This window comes from Streptomyces sp. NPDC087787, from assembly GCF_044743035.1.
Taxonomy (GTDB): Bacteria; Actinomycetota; Actinomycetes; order Streptomycetales; family Streptomycetaceae; genus Streptomyces.
Map to the genome: position 1 here is coordinate 99600 of NZ_JBIUVQ010000022.1, position 16191 is coordinate 115790.

The 16191-nt window shown below is 69.9% G+C and carries 13 protein-coding genes and 3 pseudogenes; 6 read left to right on the forward strand and 10 right to left on the reverse strand.

What is annotated here, in order from left to right; translation table 11 throughout:
• Positions 1-15: 15 nt before the first annotated feature.
• From ACIOWN_RS29230 to ACIOWN_RS29250, 5 genes are all read right to left on the reverse strand, one after another.
• Positions 16-540, reverse strand: a complete 525-nt coding sequence (locus tag ACIOWN_RS29230) for a hypothetical protein (RefSeq protein ID WP_401983774.1) — start codon at positions 538-540, stop codon at positions 16-18.
• A 515-nt stretch (positions 541-1055) separates the two neighbouring features.
• A complete protein-coding gene (locus ACIOWN_RS29235) occupies positions 1056-2513 on the reverse strand; it encodes a serine/threonine-protein kinase (RefSeq protein ID WP_362352093.1) in 1458 nt (485 codons plus the stop codon).
• 291 nt (positions 2514-2804) lie between these two features.
• Entirely contained in the window at positions 2805-4085 is a 1281-nt protein-coding gene (locus ACIOWN_RS29240) for an MFS transporter (RefSeq protein ID WP_362352090.1), read from the reverse strand.
• 700 nt (positions 4086-4785) lie between these two features.
• Positions 4786-4983 (reverse strand): type A2 lantipeptide, encoded by a 198-nt coding sequence (locus ACIOWN_RS29245; RefSeq protein ID WP_362352087.1) that lies wholly within the window; start codon positions 4981-4983, stop codon positions 4786-4788.
• A gap of 551 nt (positions 4984-5534) precedes the next feature.
• Positions 5535-5918, reverse strand: a complete 384-nt coding sequence (locus ACIOWN_RS29250) for a rhomboid family intramembrane serine protease (protein WP_362352429.1) — start codon at positions 5916-5918, stop codon at positions 5535-5537.
• A 416-nt stretch (positions 5919-6334) separates the two neighbouring features.
• On the opposite strand from ACIOWN_RS29250, the gene ACIOWN_RS29255 reads away from it, so the two are divergent.
• On the forward strand, positions 6335-6925 hold the full coding sequence (locus tag ACIOWN_RS29255) for a TetR family transcriptional regulator (RefSeq protein ID WP_362352084.1): 591 nt from the start codon (positions 6335-6337) through the stop codon (positions 6923-6925).
• A gap of 69 nt (positions 6926-6994) precedes the next feature.
• On the opposite strand, the gene ACIOWN_RS29260 is transcribed toward ACIOWN_RS29255, so the two are convergent.
• Genes ACIOWN_RS29260 through ACIOWN_RS29270 form a run of 3 tightly spaced genes read right to left on the reverse strand, consistent with a single transcriptional unit; the run spans position 6995 to position 11353 of the window.
• Entirely contained in the window at positions 6995-9256 is a 2262-nt protein-coding gene (locus ACIOWN_RS29260) for a cytochrome P450 (protein WP_362352081.1), read from the reverse strand.
• A 19-nt stretch (positions 9257-9275) separates the two neighbouring features.
• Complete coding sequence (locus tag ACIOWN_RS29265; protein WP_362352078.1) at positions 9276-10490, reverse strand: serine hydrolase domain-containing protein; 1215 nt, start codon at positions 10488-10490, stop codon at positions 9276-9278.
• Between the two features lie 32 nt (positions 10491-10522).
• Positions 10523-11353 (reverse strand): SDR family NAD(P)-dependent oxidoreductase, encoded by an 831-nt coding sequence (locus tag ACIOWN_RS29270; RefSeq protein ID WP_362352075.1) that lies wholly within the window; start codon positions 11351-11353, stop codon positions 10523-10525.
• A 910-nt stretch (positions 11354-12263) separates the two neighbouring features.
• On the opposite strand from ACIOWN_RS29270, the gene ACIOWN_RS29275 reads away from it, so the two are divergent.
• Positions 12264-12833, forward strand: a complete 570-nt coding sequence (locus tag ACIOWN_RS29275) for a tyrosine-type recombinase/integrase (RefSeq protein WP_362352072.1) — start codon at positions 12264-12266, stop codon at positions 12831-12833.
• 184 nt (positions 12834-13017) lie between these two features.
• Here the strand turns inward: ACIOWN_RS29275 and ACIOWN_RS29280 are convergent.
• Positions 13018-13815: pseudogene (locus ACIOWN_RS29280) on the reverse strand (ATP-binding cassette domain-containing protein); the annotation flags it as partial.
• Between the two features lie 147 nt (positions 13816-13962).
• On the opposite strand from ACIOWN_RS29280, the gene ACIOWN_RS29285 reads away from it, so the two are divergent.
• The 4 genes and pseudogenes from ACIOWN_RS29285 to ACIOWN_RS29300 form a co-directional block, all read left to right on the forward strand.
• Positions 13963-14430, forward strand: coding sequence for a hypothetical protein (locus ACIOWN_RS29285; protein ID WP_401983777.1), 468 nt, complete (start codon positions 13963-13965; stop codon positions 14428-14430).
• Between the two features lie 119 nt (positions 14431-14549).
• Positions 14550-14744, forward strand: a pseudogene (locus ACIOWN_RS29290) (pressure sensor protein); the annotation flags it as partial.
• Between the two features lie 23 nt (positions 14745-14767).
• Positions 14768-15322 (forward strand): hypothetical protein, encoded by a 555-nt coding sequence (locus ACIOWN_RS29295; RefSeq protein ID WP_362352443.1) that lies wholly within the window; start codon positions 14768-14770, stop codon positions 15320-15322.
• Positions 15228-15872: pseudogene (locus ACIOWN_RS29300) on the forward strand (universal stress protein); the annotation flags it as partial. The gene ACIOWN_RS29295 and the pseudogene ACIOWN_RS29300, both read left to right, overlap by 95 nt.
• Before the next feature lie 36 nt (positions 15873-15908).
• Here the strand turns inward: ACIOWN_RS29300 and tnpA are convergent.
• The coding region (tnpA, locus tag ACIOWN_RS29305; protein ID WP_401983779.1) for an IS200/IS605 family transposase at positions 15909-16191 on the reverse strand (283 nt) is incomplete at its 5' end.

Below are 16191 nucleotides of genomic sequence, written 5' to 3' on the forward strand. Positions count from 1 at the left end.
GGCACCGCTCCGCTGTCAGCGGGCGCTCGTGGTGGCGATGTCGCTGATGTGGTCGTAGCGCTCCAGCAGCACGAAAAGCTTGGTCTTCTGCGTCGTCTCCCCACTGCCGAAGGCCAGGGTGACGATGACCTCATGGCCGTTACCCACGGCGCCGTTGTCGCTCACCGTCCACTGCGCCGGGACATTCTGGGCACGCAGGACGCCGTCCGCCCCGTTCTTTTTCTCCCACGCCGCCAGCCGCTTGGCGAAGTCGGGCGTCAGGTAGTGAGTGCGGAGCGCCGTGGCCAGCGTGGCGTCCGGGTCCGCGTAGTCGCCCTTCGCGTCGATGTACGCGCCGTAGAAGTCGGCGACCCGGGTGACCGCCTGGCCGAACGTGCCGCTGACCGACTGCGATGCGGCGGCGGACGCCTTTGCGGGGGCAGGCACGGACGCCTGTGCCGACACCTGTGTCGACACACCGAGTCCGACAGCCAGGACGAGGCCGGCGGCGACGGCCGCGCGGCGGCCCGGACGACGGTGTGCGGAGGACTTCCTGTTCATGTGCGTCTTCCTTCTCTGGTCCGTATGTGGTTGCTCTCGGCCGATTCCGGCTTTCGTGCCGAAGTCGCCTGCCGGCTTGTCGCCCAACGCCGCACCTTGAGTACTCGGGCACACAGGTGTCCTGGTACGCAGGCGCAGGGCAGGTGCTGTTGCCGGGGCGGTCGTTCTGCGTCGGCCGGTGCGACACCCAGAGCTTCGAGGACGGCGGGGATCCACACAACGCCTGCCGCCACACCTGCGACGATGGAACGATCCCACCCCTGCTGCACTGCGGAAACAGAGGTCCCTGGGATGCCCTGAGACGCCGTCCTGGGACGCGGGGACGACTCATGGCGGTCGGCCGACCACCGGGCGCGGCAAGCGTCAGGGCGTGGGACAGCGGCAGGACGCCTTCCGGGCCTGCGTCAGACGCGGTCGCTGATCCGGCGTGGGTGGCAGCCCAGCGGCTGGGTGGGATCGAGGGCGCCCGCCGGCCGATCTCCCACCCCGTTCGGGCCGCGCCCAGACCTGATCGCCTAGTCGGTTTCCCCGACCACGGATGCGAGGTGATCGAGGAGCCGGTCGAACTCGGGGGTACTGGTGAACTCCTGGCGCTTCTCGGCGTCGGCGAGTTTGTGCCGGATGTCGCGGACCCGTTTGCGAACGTCCTTGGTCTTGTCCTTCCCCTTCTCCCTGCCCTCAGCCAGCTTGCCCCGGGCCTGGGAGACCTTGTGTTCCAGATCGTCGGCGAGGCGCGGGTCGAGCCGACCTTCGCCGGCGGCAGTGCTCAGCTCCTGGGACACCTGGCCGAACAGCACCCCGGGGTCGTTGGACAACGCTGCGGGCGTGTCGACGGCAACGCCCGACGCAGCAAGCGGGCTCGGCGGAGGAGAAGCAGCTGAGCCGGCGGGCGACGAGGAAGCGGGGTCGGTGGTGGACGGCGTCGCTCCCTGGGCCGTGGCAGGGGGGTCGGCAGCGGCCACCTGTGCGGAGTCCGGCTGGAAGAGGAGATATCCCGCGGTCGCGAGGGCGGCCGCTGCGAGTCCCGAGATGGCGACCGTGCGCGACCGGGAGTCACGCCTGCGGGATCGTCGTGCGGCAGGAGCCGGCAGCACGGCCGTGCGCCCCACCGCGGCGGCCTGTCGTGAGGGCGGCGGTGGTGTGGGCTGTGCCGTCGCGGCCGCGCTCCACCTTTCCGGAGCGGACAGCCAGTCCGCGACCTGTTCGGCGTCGGGGCGCGCTTCCGGTTCCTTGGCGAGCAGCGCCAGGATGAGTTGTTCGAGCTCCGCCGGAAGCTCCACGCCCATGCTGCGTGGTGGTGCGGGCAGTTCCTGGACGTGCTGGTAGAGCAGTGCGGTCGGGGTGTCCGCGCGGAAGGGGGAGTATCCCACGATGAGTTCGTACAGGACGCAGCCGAGGGCGTACATGTCGGAGGCCGGGCCGGCGTCCTTTCCGAGGGCTCGTTCCGGGGCGAGGTAGGAGACGGAGCCCACGATCATGCCTGCGCTGGTGAGCCCGGCCGCCGTGTCGTCGGCGAGGCGGGCGATACCGAAGTCCACCACCTTGACCGTGCCGTCGGGGGTGAGCAGGAGGTTGGCGGGCTTGATGTCACGGTGGATGACGTTCTGCCGGTGTGCTGCGGCCAGGCCTGAGGCGGTCTGGCTGCCGATGGCGGCCACCTCGCGGGGTGTGAGCGCCCCCGCTGAGGCCAGCCGGTCGGCCAGGCTGTACCCCTGGACGATTTCCATGACCAGGTACAGACGGTCGTCGGCCTGGCCGAAGTCGTAGATGGCGACGATGTTGGGGTGGTTCAGACGCGCGGTCGTCTGCGCCTCCTGCCGGAAGCGGGCCGCGGCCGACGGGTCGATGCCGCCGGCCAGGAGCAGCTTGACCGCGACCGGACGGCCAAGGACCTCGTCTCGCGCGCGCCAGACCTCTCCCATCCCCCCTCGGCCGAGAAGCTCCTCGAGCTGGTACCGAGCCGCCAACAGCACGCTGAACGCCCTCCAAGTGGACTGCCAGGACCGTACCCTGCCAGGCCGGGGGCACCAGGGTTTCTCTCGTTCACGCGATGAGATACCGCCCGGTCAAGGGCAGCGGCCGCGCGGTAGCCGGGCCGCCGGCGCACACCGACGGGGGTCCCATTTCCAAGATCACGGCAGGCTATCAGAACCCGCCCACCAGTTCGACCGGGCGACCACGCAGAGTGACGCTTGCTCCAGCCGGCTGTTCTGCCGGGATCCTGGACCCGCCGCCATACGGGCTGGGACTGCTGAATGGGCAGGTCAGGCATTGTGGCGGGATGGTGATGTCCCGGCTCGGAGGGCGGGGTCGTTGCGCAGTCGCATGAAGGTGAGGAGCAGGGTGAGTGCCTGCAGCAGGGCACACGCTCCGATGAGGTTGTTCAGGTACGGCGGCGGGGTGAGGGCGAGCAGGATGCCTGCGACGGGGAAGGGCAGCAGGAGGAGCAGGATGGTCAGGGAGAGGGTCGTGCCGAAGGCTGCGGGTGGGATGACCTGTGAGCGGAGGGTGCGCAGGACGACGGTGAGCCCTCCGTCGGCGGCCATGAAGAGGGCCACGAGGGTCACGTAGCCGGTGCAGGAGGGGGCTTGGGGTACGGCGAGGCAGGCGGCGGCCGCGAGGGTCGCGCTGATGGCGCCGACCCCCCACAGGCCCAGCCGGTCGAGGCCGGTCCGGCAGCAGGCGACCGCGACCAGGGTGGCGGCCGCGGCGATGGACCAGAGCGCGCCGGCGGCGGCCGCGGAGTGGCCGAAGCGGTCCTCCACGATGATGGGGCTGGCCGATTGCAGCAGCCCGAGGGTGAGGTTGGAGCAGGCCAGTCCGGCCACGAGCCGGCGCAGGGACGGCAGGGAGCGCAGGGTCTGCCATCCTTCCCGCAGGCCACCGCCCGGCGCCGGGCCGCCACGGCGGGCGGCGCGCAGGGGCGTGGGCGGGGTCTGCAGGGCGAGGGCGGCGGACAGGAAGGACAGCACGCTCAAGCACGCCAGCATGCGCGTCGGGCCGGTGAGCAGCAGGACGCCGCCCAGCGCGGGGCCTATGAGGGTGGCCGTCTGGTCGATGCCGATCAGCACCGACTGCACCTTGTGGGTCTGCCCGTTGGTGCGGCGGCTGACGACGGCGCCGACCGCTTCGTTGGCGATGAAGCTGAACTGTGTCAGCGCCCCGGTCACAGCGGCCAGTGCCATGACGGTGACCGTCTCGGCCGTACCCGGCGGCAGGACGACCAGTACGGCAGCGGCGCCCGCCACCAGCAGGGCGCGGGCGAGCGAGGCGATGAAGCACACGATCGCCGCGCCGCTGCGGTCGACCAGGGTGCCGGCGAAGCCGAACGCGGCCACCCGGGGTATCCACTCCAGCGCGAACGCCAGGCCCGTCAGGGAGGCGGAGCCGGTGGTGGCCAGCACGACGAGCGGCATGGCATAGGTCGACATGGAATAGGCGAGGGCGTCGCACGCGCGGGGTGCGTAGACCCGCCGGAACAGGCCGCCCGCAGGGAGGGCGGCGTGCCGGCCGGCTGGCTCGGCGTCGTACAAGGAGACGGTCACGACGTGGCGGCTTTCACTGAGCGGGGCACGGACGGACGGCAGATGCCTTGCCGGCCGCTCACGCGGAGGAGAACGCCACCGTCGCCGAAATCATGGGCATGTCATGGCGCTGCATGTGAACTCCGCTCGAAACGCTGCGAGGTGAACAGGTGGCGTGCCCGCCAGGGGGATGAACGGCCCCGCCCCTGTCTTGGTGCCGTCCGCGTACCTCCCCCGGACTGCAGGCGGCGTGAGCCGCCGGGGCGCCGCCCACGCGTTCCAGGTCTTGCGTGTCACGGGTGGCGGCCCAACCCTACAAGATCGCCAAGTTCCTGAACTGGATTGCGCTACTCCACATGTGACTCGCAGGGAAGCGGGGGCTTGATGCGCCGGGCTGACCCACCGGAATGTCCCGCTTTCAGCCGACGACCCGCCGACCTCGCGGCCACGTGGTCGGGGTCTGGCAGGGTTGCGGGGGCTGTGGCCGGCTCCATGGCCGGGCAGCGCGCAGCCACTCGCCGGGTGGTGGGAAGGACTGTGCGCGGCATCCGGTCCGGGGTGTGGCCGCGTCCAGCACCGCTGCGCGCCCTACGCCCCACGCGCCCAAATGCGTCCCACGCCCAGCCGTGGAAGTGGGGTCCCTTCCGCCGACTGCGCGGCAAAGACCACGATGGGTTCCGGATCAGGTGATCCGGAACCCATCGGTAGCTGATCGCCGCTGTCAGTGAGCGGCGGTGTGGAGGGCCGTGCTCACCGCAACGCCCTCGGGGGAGGCGATGGCCAGGACGCCGGAGGTGACGGTTGCGATCGGGGTCTCGACACAGAGAGCGCCGGAGCCGCCGACCGCGAGGCCGCCGGAGACGTTGTCCAGCTCAGCGTCGGAGATCTCGGCTGTCGCAACCTGGGGGGCGGAGTTCATCACGCGCGGTTCCCTTCGAATGAGCACTTTTGAATGACAGCGTCCGCTCGCTCGGCTCCCGTTACCGGAATTCGTGTCCGCGAGTTGGCGCTACGCGAAGGATCAAAGCATGCCGACCATGAGGCGACCAGTCCCCAAGCGCCGGACGGGAGGCAGAGCGAAATGCGCCTTCACCAGTGTGACCATGCAATGGCCGAACACACCGACTCCTTCACAAGGCCTGCTGAGCAGGTGCAGACGTGACGGTTGCCACCGGCACCCCGGGCGGTCACTCCCGCGCCGAAGTCAGCGGTTCGCGAGTGATTCATGACGGTCGCTCAGGTTCGGTATGACCTGACAGTGAACGGTGTGAGGGTTGATCGGATTTTCGGCATCCCATCGGGTACGCGAGAACCCTGCCCTCTGTTTGCTCTCCGCTCGAAGGTGGGGCGCTTATCGCCTGACCGCGTGTCAGGAAAGTCGGCGATGAGTCAGCGGAGCCCTGCTGGAGGCTCAAAAAATCGGCAACAATCCAGGCTGTCCTCGCGTTGCCCGGCCTCTGGCGTGTGGCCCTACCGGGCTCGTCGCGTCTGTCGTCCGAAGGGGATGCCGCGCGGTTCGGGTGGTGGGGGAGTGCCCGGTTTGAGGGGCCAGGCGAGGATCATGCCCACGATGAAGCCGACGACGTGGGCGGTGTACGCCACGGTGCCCGACTCGGCGACGGCCTCGCCGGTGGAGTAGAACGCCTGGAGGACGAACCAGAAGCCCAGTACGACCCAGGCCGGAAGCCGCAGCGGCAGGAAGAGGAGGAAGGGGACGAGGATCCAGACCCGTACCCTCGGGTAGAGCACCAGGTAGGCGCCCAGGGCGCCGGCGATGGCTCCCGACGCGCTGATCAGGGTCGTCTCGCCCGCATGGATGGGAACCGCATCGGCAAGGCCACCTGTCAACACGATCCGGCCTGCATGGACGCGTCCACCGAGCCCCGCGAGCGCGTTGGCGGCAAGCGCGAGCGCCTGGGCGGGGTGGCATCACGCCGGCCAGGTCGGTGTGTGCGTATCGTCCGTTCGGGCCACCCGCCGCCCTGGACGAGATCCGACTTCGCGGAGGCAGTACGCTGATGGAGAGCGGGTACGGGAACCGGCCGGAAATGCCTCCCAACCGTCGGTGCGCGCGGTGCCCGCACCGAGAAGGACCCCGGACTGCGCGTCACATCACAACAGGGAAACGTTGCCTGATTCGGCACTAGACTTCACCGGCAGTGCCGACTGCCGCCTGCCGGAAGTGGGCGCCAGGTGACCGCACGCGGCTCAGGTCCGCGCATGGGTGTTCCTCGATCTGTCAGCTTCTCCCTGTGAGCCAGGTACTCCGTATGGCAACCAACCGCACGGCCAAGAGCATCGCCACGCGCCAGCGTTTCGTCGACGAGGCCTTGCGTCTGTTCAAGGACCGCGGCTACGAGAGCACGTCCATGGCCCAGATCGCGGCCGCGGCCAGCAGCAGCCGGGCCAATCTCTACCTGTACTTCAGCAGCAAGTCCCAGATCATCAGGGCCCGCATGACCGAGATCGAGGCCGAGGTGGCCGAGTTGTACGGAGTGCTGGACGGAATGCCGGCGCACACCCCTGAGGCCCTGCGTGAATGGCTGGGGATCGCCCGCGGGATGTGGGCGCGCTATGCCACGGAGTTCGAGGCCGTCAACCAGGCGATGGCCATAGACCAGGACGTGCTCGAAGAGTGGCTGAGTCTGATCCGGCGCATCTCGTCGGCCCAGGCGGCGCTCGACCGGGAGGGCGCGACGGAGGACGAGCGGAAGGAACGCGAAGTTCACATGGCCACGCTCATGATGAGCCTGGAACGCAATTTCTACTTCATGTACATCCGCGGGTACAAGGAGCAGGAGGAACTCATCCTCACCGCGTTGGCCCGGCAGTGGTCCCAACTGTTCGACGACCGAGCGTGACGTGACTCCGTCGGGAAACCCGGCACGGGTTTCCCGACGGAGTGTGCGAGGGAGCGAGCTGGTCCGCCGTCAGCCGCCCAGCACCAGGCGCGGGCATCCGGCCTCGGCCCGGGACACACAGATCAGCATGGTCTGGTTGGCCTCCTGCTCCGACGCGGTGAGGATCGAGTCCCGGTGGTCGGCGCGGCCGGAGACGATGGGCGTCTCGCAGGTCCCGCAGGTACCGGTCTTGCACGAGGACACCACGGGCATTCCGGCCCTTTCCGCGGCCTCGAGGATCGTCTCGTCCGGGCCGACCTCGACGACCGTTCCGGACTCATCGAACTCCACCTGGAACGGGGTGTCGGGAACGGTGCGCTCCACGGGCTTCGGGGCGAACCGCTCCATGCGCAGGGAGTTCTTCGGCCAGTGGGCGGTGTTCTCCTCGACGGCGCGCAGCAGGGGCTCGGGGCCGCACGCGTAGACGAGCGTGCCCTCGCGCACGGCACCGAGCAGACCGGCCAGGTCGATCAGCCCGTGCCGGTCCTGCGGGACCAGCGTGACCCGGTCGCCGTGGGTGGCCAGCTCGTCGCGGAAGGCCATCGACGCGTGGGTGCGCCCGCCGTAGACGAGCTCCCACTCGGCGCCGGCACGCTCGGCCTCCCGGATCATGGGCAGAACCGGAGTGATGCCGATGCCGCCGGCGATGAACAGGTAGCGGGGTGAGGGCAGCAGCCGGAAGTTGTTGCGCGGCCAGGACACGGTGACCCGGGATCCGGTGACCAGCACGTCGTGCACCGCCGCCGACCCGCCCCGGCCGGACGGCTCCCGCAGCACACCGATGCGGTACGTGGTGTGGTCCTCGGGGTCGGAGGCCAGCGAGTACTGACGCACCCACCGGTCACCGTTCCCGTCGTTCCCGCCGGGCACGTGGACATCGATGTGGGCTCCGGCCTTCCACGGCGGCAGGTCCCCGCCGTCCGGGTGGCTCAGCGTCAGGGCGACGACGCCGTCCGACACCTCGACGCGTTCCGTCACCTCCAGGTCGAGTGTCCGCACGGTGCGAGTCCGGGACCGCTCGACGTCTGCGACGTCCCAGTGCACGTGCAGTGACCGGCGCACCGGGAGCAGGGCCATGCGCAGGAAGTCGAGTTCATTGGTGTCGTCCGGACGCAGCGACGGCAGCCGCTCGAAGAGCACGCGCAGACCCGTGGCCCCCTGGACGCGGGCGAGCGGATTGCCGAGGCAGGTGTGCCGTCCGGCGGTGAAGGCCAGATGGTCCGTGGGATCGGCGCGGTGGATGTCGAAGTCGAAGGGCCGGTCGACGTACCGGGGATCGGTGTTGGCCGAGGCCAGCGCGACCCACACCATGTCACCGGCGGAGATCTTCACGCCCGACAGCTCCACATCGCGCGTCACCCGGCGGGAGGTGAAGGTCGAGGACGGGCGGCGCCGCACCGTCTCCTCGAAGATCCGGGGCCACAGCTCCGGCTCGGTGAGAGCGTCCTGCAGCGCCTGCGGGTTCTGGGACAGGAAGATCACCGCGTTGGTCATCGCCTGGGCGGTGGTGTCCGTGCCGGCCGCGGCGAACTCGGAGACGTGCAGGGCGATCTGCGGTGTGGGCAGTGCGTACGAGCCGTCCTTCGACCTGGCCGACGCCATCACGGAGATGATGTCGTCGGCGTCGGATTCGCGGCGCTCCTCCACGATGGCACGCAGCGTCAGGTTGGCCTCGACGAACCGGTCCCACACCTCGCTGCGTCGCGGCTCGGGCAGCGGCTCGTGCGCGGACGACAGCACGGCGAACAGGTCGTCGCGCAACTGCCGCATCATCGGCTCGTGTTCGTAGCCGAGACCCAGCAACGCCATGATGGTCTGGGTGGTCAGCTCCAGCGAGTACTCCTCGAGCAGATTCGCCGAACCCTGGTTCTCGAACCGGTCGATGATGCGGTGGGCCCTGGCCTCGATCTCCGGCTGCAGCCGGTCCATCCGCTCCTTGACGAAGCCCCGCTGGGCCACGGAACGAGTATCGGTGTGACCGGGCGGGTCCTGCCCCACGATCATCTTCGACACGAGATCAGGCGGGTAGATCCCACGGTGCTTCTCGGGCACGTCCGCGGCCGAGTTCGCCGCAGACGAGTAGGTCTGCCAGTCCGAGAGGACGGTGAGGCAGTCGTCCCGCCGCGTAACGATCCACGCGTTGAGATGCGGGTACCAGAACACCGGCGAGGTGTCCCGGACCGTGGCCAGGTGACGGGCCGGGTCTCGGTAGTAGTCGTCGCCCATCGCGTCGAATCCGTGGGCGACGGGGCAGCGGCCCTTGGGACGGACATCTTCCTGCAGTGACGTCATGGCCTGGTCCTTTCTCGGGTCAGACGCTGGTTGCCGCGGAGGCGGCGATCGACGAAAGCCTCTGGAACCGGGCGACGTTGTCCCCCTCGTCCATCACTCCGGAGGAGAGGAAGCAGAAGGACATGCCTGAGACGGGGTCCACCCACAGCAGGGACGAACCGGCCCCGTAGGAGCCGAAAGTGCCGGGGGAGACGAACGGGCCGAAGAAGCGCGCGTGCGTCCCGGTGCCGGCCAGGGCCAGGCCCAGGCCCATGTTCCCCGGCGGGAGGTCCCACTTGCGGGCGGCGGCGACCATGCCGTAGAGGTCGTTGATCTGGTCGCCGGTCTGGTTGGTCACGGCGAAGTCGAGCACCGACTCTCCGATGAGCTGCTCCCCGGAAGGGGTGCGCCCCTTGTTCCGCAGCATCTCGGTGAAAGCGAAGACGTCGTCGATGGTGGATACGGCGCCGACCCACGGCATCTCGGCGTCGTCGCGGTCGATGACGTCGTTGAGGCACTCGATGTCCTCGGGCTTGAGCCAGGAGTCGTTGGCGACGATGACCTTCAGCGGCACGCCCAGGTCACGCCACTTCTCGGGCATTCCGAACCGGGTGTGCGCCATGCCGACGGGGTCGAAGACCTTCTCCCGCATGAGCTCCCGGAACGAGGCTGCGCCGTAGGCGCGCCGGGCCATCTCGCCCATGAGGGCGTGGTTGATGGCCGCCGAGTAGTTCAGGTTCGTGCCCGGCTCGTGCACGACGTCCACGCCGGCCAGTGCCTCGATGACATCGGCGAGCACGGCGAAGCCCTCCGGGCCGAGCCCTGGATTGGGCGTGGCGGGCATGCCGGCCCGGTGGGTGAGCAGGTGGGCCAGATTGATCCGGTCCTTGCGCGCCGCGCGGAACGGCTCGGTGCCGAAGAACTCGGGGATGAGGTCGACGACGCGGGTGGAGAGCATCAGCCTGCCCTCGCTGAGGGCCCGGAAGACCAGGGCGTTGGTGAAGCCCTTGGACATGGACAGGATGCGGTAGACGTCGTCGCGTCGGGTCGGGCGGCCGGTCTCGACGTCGGCCAGTCCGTAGGTACCGCGCAGGGCGATGCTGCCGTGCCGGGCCACGATGATGTTCGCCCCGTGGTAGGCGCCGGCCTCGATGTCGGCGCGGATGGTGTCGTCAAGGACCTCGAGGAAGCGGCGTTCGACGCCAGGTGTGTCGGTGAGGGCGACAGTGGGTTCCGGGGCCTCGGTGTGCTGCACTGGTTCTTCTCCGTCCGATGTGGTGAAGGGCGTCAGAGCATGAGGGCGCCGCCGGAGGGCGCCAGTGTCTGGCCGGTGTAGTGCCCTGCTGCGTCCGAGGCGAGGAAGAGGACCGTGCGGCCGATCTCATCCGGCTCGGCCAGCCGCTTCAGCGGCTGGAGGGCGAGAAGTGCCTGGACGTGGTCGTCGCCGGACGCCGTGAGCATGGGGGTCCTGATGCCGGCTGGTGCCAGGGCGTTGACCCGGATGTCGAAGGGGGCGAGCTCGGCCGCGACCGCCTTGGTGAGGCCCACGACCGCGGCCTTGGACGCCGGGTAGTAGGCGGGCATCGGCAGGCCGATGAGGCCCGCCACGGAGGCGAAGTTGATGATCGTGCCGCTGCCGCTCTCCTTGAGCAGCGGTACGGCGGCACGGATCGTGTAGAAGGTGCCGTTGAGGTTGATCGCGACGACGCGGTCGAAGTCCTCGTCGGAGATGCCGTCCAGGAACTCCGGGTGGTAGACCTCGCCGGTCTTGAAGGATTCGGTCATCCTGTGGTTGATCCCGTCCACCCACGCTTGCTTCGCCTTGTTCGGTGTGGCGACGCCGGCGGCGTTCACGAGGATGTTCAGTCGGCCGTGGTCCTCCCGGACCCGGGCGAAGACCCGGTTCACGGCGGCGGAGTCGGACACGTCCGCCGCATGGCCCTGAACCCGCTCCAGGCCGTCGAACGCGCGGTCGAGGTCCTCCTGCCGCAGGTCCATGCCGTAGACCGTGGCACCGGCTCCGGCCAGGGTCTTCACGGCTGCCAGGCCCATGCCCGACGCCGCTCCGGTGACGACCGCGATCCTGCCGTCGAGTTCCATCGTCGATCCCCTCGTCATTGAGGCCAGGACCTTCCGCAGCACGGCGAGGCCTGCCTTTCAGCGGTGAAGTGCGGCCAAGCTAACGCCAAAAATTGACAGGTGTCTAGGTTTTGGTCTCGTGAATTTCCGGCCGCTTCGCGGGCGGGCCGCGCCCGGTGCGCCGGTGCCCGGTGGCCGCCATCCGGGAGGCAGTAGAGGCCCCGCACCGGCTCCTTGCATCGTGGGCCGGAGGCGTGGGACGCCCGGCGCGGCCCTCGTAACTCAGCATGTGGAGACGGCAATCCAGACTTTCTTCGGCTACGGGGCTTCGTGCCGGGCCGGGAGGGACCGCCGGCGGTCGGCACGAGGTGGCCGGCCCGCAGACTCGGCTGGGCGTATCGGTCGCGGCCGCCTGCCCGAGCGCACGTAACGTAACGGGTGGCCTCAGAGGGCTGTCGGGTGACCTCCGGTCGGGCGGCCACGCCCTGGCAGGCGGCCACGTTCCTTGTAGTGCAACACCGCTGTTTCTAGGAGAGGTTGGGGTTGTCAAGGCGTCCGTCTTTGATCAACTCGAGGGTGAGCGTGTATGTCTGACGCTCGCGGGTGCTTGCCGGCGGTGAGGTGGCGGTGCTGCCGGCGGTGTCAGCGCAGTGCACCGAGCGGACGATCAACCGGAAGCTGTCCGCGTTCTACCAGCACGCTGCACGCGGCGGCGGCGAACTGGGCGATCTGCTGGTGACCTGGCAGCCCGGCCGGGGCCGCGGGGGCTCGTGGAAGCCGTTCCTGCACCACATCAGCAAGTCGATGGCCGCGCCACGGCGGGCGATCTCCCTCAGGGAGCCGCGCAAGCTGCCCCGGGTGCTGACCGCGACCGAGGTGCGGCAGATCCTCGATGCCTGCGAGCGGTTACGGGACCGGCTGCTGTTCGCCGTGCTCTACGGACACCGGGATGCGCACCGTCGAGGCGCTCGGACTGTGGCACGAGGACATCGCCGCGGCCGAGCGCACGGTGACGGTGCGGCCCCGGCTGAACGCGAACGGCGCCCGCACCAAGTCCGTCACCCAGCGCACGATCCCGGTCAGCGCCGAGTTGGTGCGACTGTTCGCGGAAGTCCTCCACAGGGAGTACGGCGACCTCGACTCCGACTACGTCTTCGTCAACCTCTGGGGGCATTCGCAGGGCCGGCCGTTGGCCTGTCCAGCCATCTACGCCTTGGTCCGCCGGCTGCGGCGGCGGACCAGCATCGGCTTGGACCCGCACCGGTGGCGGCGCACCCGTGCGACTCGGCTGCTGCGCGACGGCACCCCGGTCGAGGTGGTCAGCACGCTCATGGGGCGCTCCAGCGAGATCACTACCGCCCGCCAAGCCGACGGCGGTCAGGCCGCGTTCTCTGACGGCGGAGGCTCCGCTCCGCCACGGGTCGGAGCTTTCCGACGCGCCCTGCCCGGCTGCGCTACTCGGCCTCAACGGCCTGCACGCCCTTCCGGAGCCGGCCGACGGGCTCGGCACCTCGCATGAGCATCTCCGAGAGGAATAACGGACGCTGCTGCCCCACGCCTTCACCGCTGAGAGGAAAGCGTGGGCCACTGCGAGTCCGGCGCACTTCGCCCCGGCGGACATCGCCCGGCGGATCCGAGAGGGCAGAGCACCGGGGTTGGCCGTGCTGGACCAGAGCTCCGAAGACCTGCTCATGCCCATGAGTTCAGAGGCAGCGGTTCGAGGCGCATCTCGGCCGGGTGGACGGGCTTCGCCTCGTCGAGGGACACCGGTGCAGCGGAGGGCACGCGAGGCCGTGGGAGCGGGGCGGGGGCGCGTCGGGTGAGCGCAGGTAGGCGAGCAGCAGCTCCTCCAGAGTGGGCGTCTCGGCCTGTCCGCCGTGCTGGATCGGGGCGCCGAGCCGTACGAGGACGCCGGGCCGGCCCTCGACACCGGGCGACTCGGAACCGATGACCCGGTGCGGGCTCCCGGCCGCGAACGAGGTGCCCGGCGGGACCGCGAACAGGGCGTGTGCCGCCCGTAGTTCGTTCACCTCGCCCGCGAGACGCAGGCCACCGTTCGCGACGACGAGAAGGTAGTCGCAGATGTGTTCCAGCTCGGCGATCATGTGCGAGGAGATCAGTACCGTCGTGCCGCGTTCAGCTGCCGCCGCCGTCAGCGTGGCCATGAGCTCGCGGCGGACCAGCGGGTCCAGGTCGGCCATCGGCTCGTCGAGGATGAGCAGGTCAGGGCACTTCCCGAAGGCCAGGGCGAAGGCGACGCGGGTGCGCTGACCGCCGGACAGGGTGCCGATCCTCGCCGCCGGCGGCACCTGGCCCGCGCGGACAATGCCCTCGGCGACCCCCTGGTTCCAGTGGGGGTTCAGCTCGTGGCCGAGCCGCAGCGTCTCGGCCACGGTGAAGCGCCGGAACAGTGGCTTCTCCTGGGTGAGGAACGCGGTGCGCAGGACCGCCTCCGTCGAACCCGGGGCCGCACCGAAGATCCGCAGCGCGCCGGCCGTCGGGCGCCCGACTTGCCGACCGCGGGGCGCGTCAGCAGGACCAGGTCCGCTGGTTCACTCGTCCTCCGGAAGGTGTCGCTCCTTGGCCCGCCGGCTCGCCCGCGGCATGGGCTCCTTCTTCGAGCCCTGTGACTGCTCCAAGCCCAGCCGGTGCCCGCACGACTACACCATCCGGTTTCGCGACGCTCGGGGAAAAAGCCAGAGGAAACCGGGTATCGGACCCAGGACGCGGCGGTCGAAAGGCTGACGGTGCTCTACGCCAACCGGAAGAAGACGGCTCCCTCGGTGGCGGAGGCGCGCCGTCAACTGGGGCAGCAGACGATGGAGGAGTGCGCCCAGGCGTGGTTGCCTCGGCAGCGCAAGAAAACCGAGTACTCGACCGCGAAAACCCTGGCGAGCCACTTCAGGGCACAGATCAACCTGGTGATCGGATCGCGGAAGCTGAATTCGGTGACACCGACCGTGGTGGAGGATTTTCTCGATCACTTTGACCATGCCCTCGTAGCGTGGGGTCAACGAGACGACGCCGGCGAGCTGGGTCTCGCGGGCCAAGCGGGCGGGGAGGACGGCGCCGGAGGACAAGGACGCGCTGATCGACCGGCTGCTTGGGGGGGGTGACAGTTCCGGTCGGCCTTCGTGGCACGCGCCCAGGCGGTCGCAGTATGGGCAGTGGATCAGCTGCCGGATGCGACCGGTGGCCGGGCTGCCGTGGGACCGGGGCAGGGAGGTGGTCGGTGGTGGCTCGTGGGCGTCTGCGGGTGTACCTGGGAGCGGCTCCCGGGGTGGGCAAGACGTACGCCATGCTGGCCGAGGGGCAGCGTCGCAGGGGGCGCGGTACCGATGTGGTGATCGGTCTGGTGGAACCGTACGGCCGTCGGCTGACGTTGGAGATGGCCGAGGGGCTGGAGCCGGTGCCGCGGCGGCCGTTCGCCGGATCGGGGCGCTCGTCGGCGACGTGCTGTACCTGAGCCGGGCGCACGCCGGAGCCCCGGACGTGCATCTGCGACCGGTCGACATGGATGAGGTCATGGCGGTCGCGCTCGGCGACCTCGGGCCGGGCGGGCACATCCTGACGCTGGAGATGACCGAGGATCTCCCGGACGTGATCGCGGATGCCACGGTGCTCACCCGGGTGGTGACCGATCTGGCGGCCCATGCGCTGCGCCGCAGCCCCGACGGCGAGCCGCCCGCCGTGGCCGTGGGGACGGCTGACGGCCGGGTCGGGATCCGGCTGGCCGATCACGGTCCCCTCGACGTCGAAGCGAGGGAGGTTGTCGGTGCCCTGGTTCCGGTCACCGGTCTGGTGCCGCGTCTGTGTGCGGACCTCGCGCAGCTGATCGGTGGTGAACTGCGGTGGGAGGTCACGGCCGGGGGCCGTCCGACCGCTCCGACGCGGCTCGCGGATCGTCGCCGCGCTGACGGGCGAGACGGAGGGCGATCGAGTCCTCCACCGGGCCGCCCAACTGGCCACCGGTACAGGGGCCGAACTCGTCGGCGTCCACGTCCGTAACCCCAGTGGTCTGAAGGAGCCCGACCCGCCCTGGCTGAGCGGCCAGCGCCGGCTGCTCGCCGAGCTCGGGGGGCGGTATGTCCAGGTCGCCGGCGAGGACGTGGCCCGTGCGATCCTCGACTTCACGCGCGCGGAGCCGGCGAGCCAGCTCGTGCTGGGCGCGAGCCGCCGCAGTCACGGCTACCAGATGCTGTACGGCTCCGTGATCAACCGAGTCGTCCGGGCGGCCGGGCCGGTGGAGGTCCACGTCATCCCGCCGCACAGGCCGTCCAAGCACCCGCTGACCGCCCGGCTGCCCCGCCTCGTCCGCCCCACGCACCGGGGCCGGACGCCTCTGTCGGCCCGGCGCGCCGCGATCGGCTGGGCGCTGTCGGTGCTCGCTCCTGTGGTGGTGACGGTGCTGGTGCTTCCCGCCCGAGGCAGTCTCGGTCTGGCGGGAGCACTGCTGTGCACGCTCCTGACCGTCGTTCTCGCGGCCGTCGTCGGTGGTCTCGGGCCGGCCGCCGTGGCGACGGTGACAGGTTTCCTGGCCGCCGACTTCCTCTACACCCGCCCTTACCGGGACTCTTGCAGAAGGCCCCGGCGTTCACGCCGGGGACGAATGCATCTCGGGACTGCTCTGACCCGCGCCTTGGAGCGGGCGTTTTTGCTGTTCGATGTACTGGCGGACGATCGCCAACGGTGCTCCGCCGCAGGACGCGGAGAAGTACGAGGGCGACCACAGGTGCCCGTGCATGAGGGCGCGGTTGATCTGGCCGGTGAACTCCTGGCGTATCCGGCGGGCGGAAACGCCCTTGAGGCTGTTGACCAGCTTGGAGACGGCGACCTTGGGCGGATAGTGCACCAGGAGGTGGACGTGATCGCGTTCG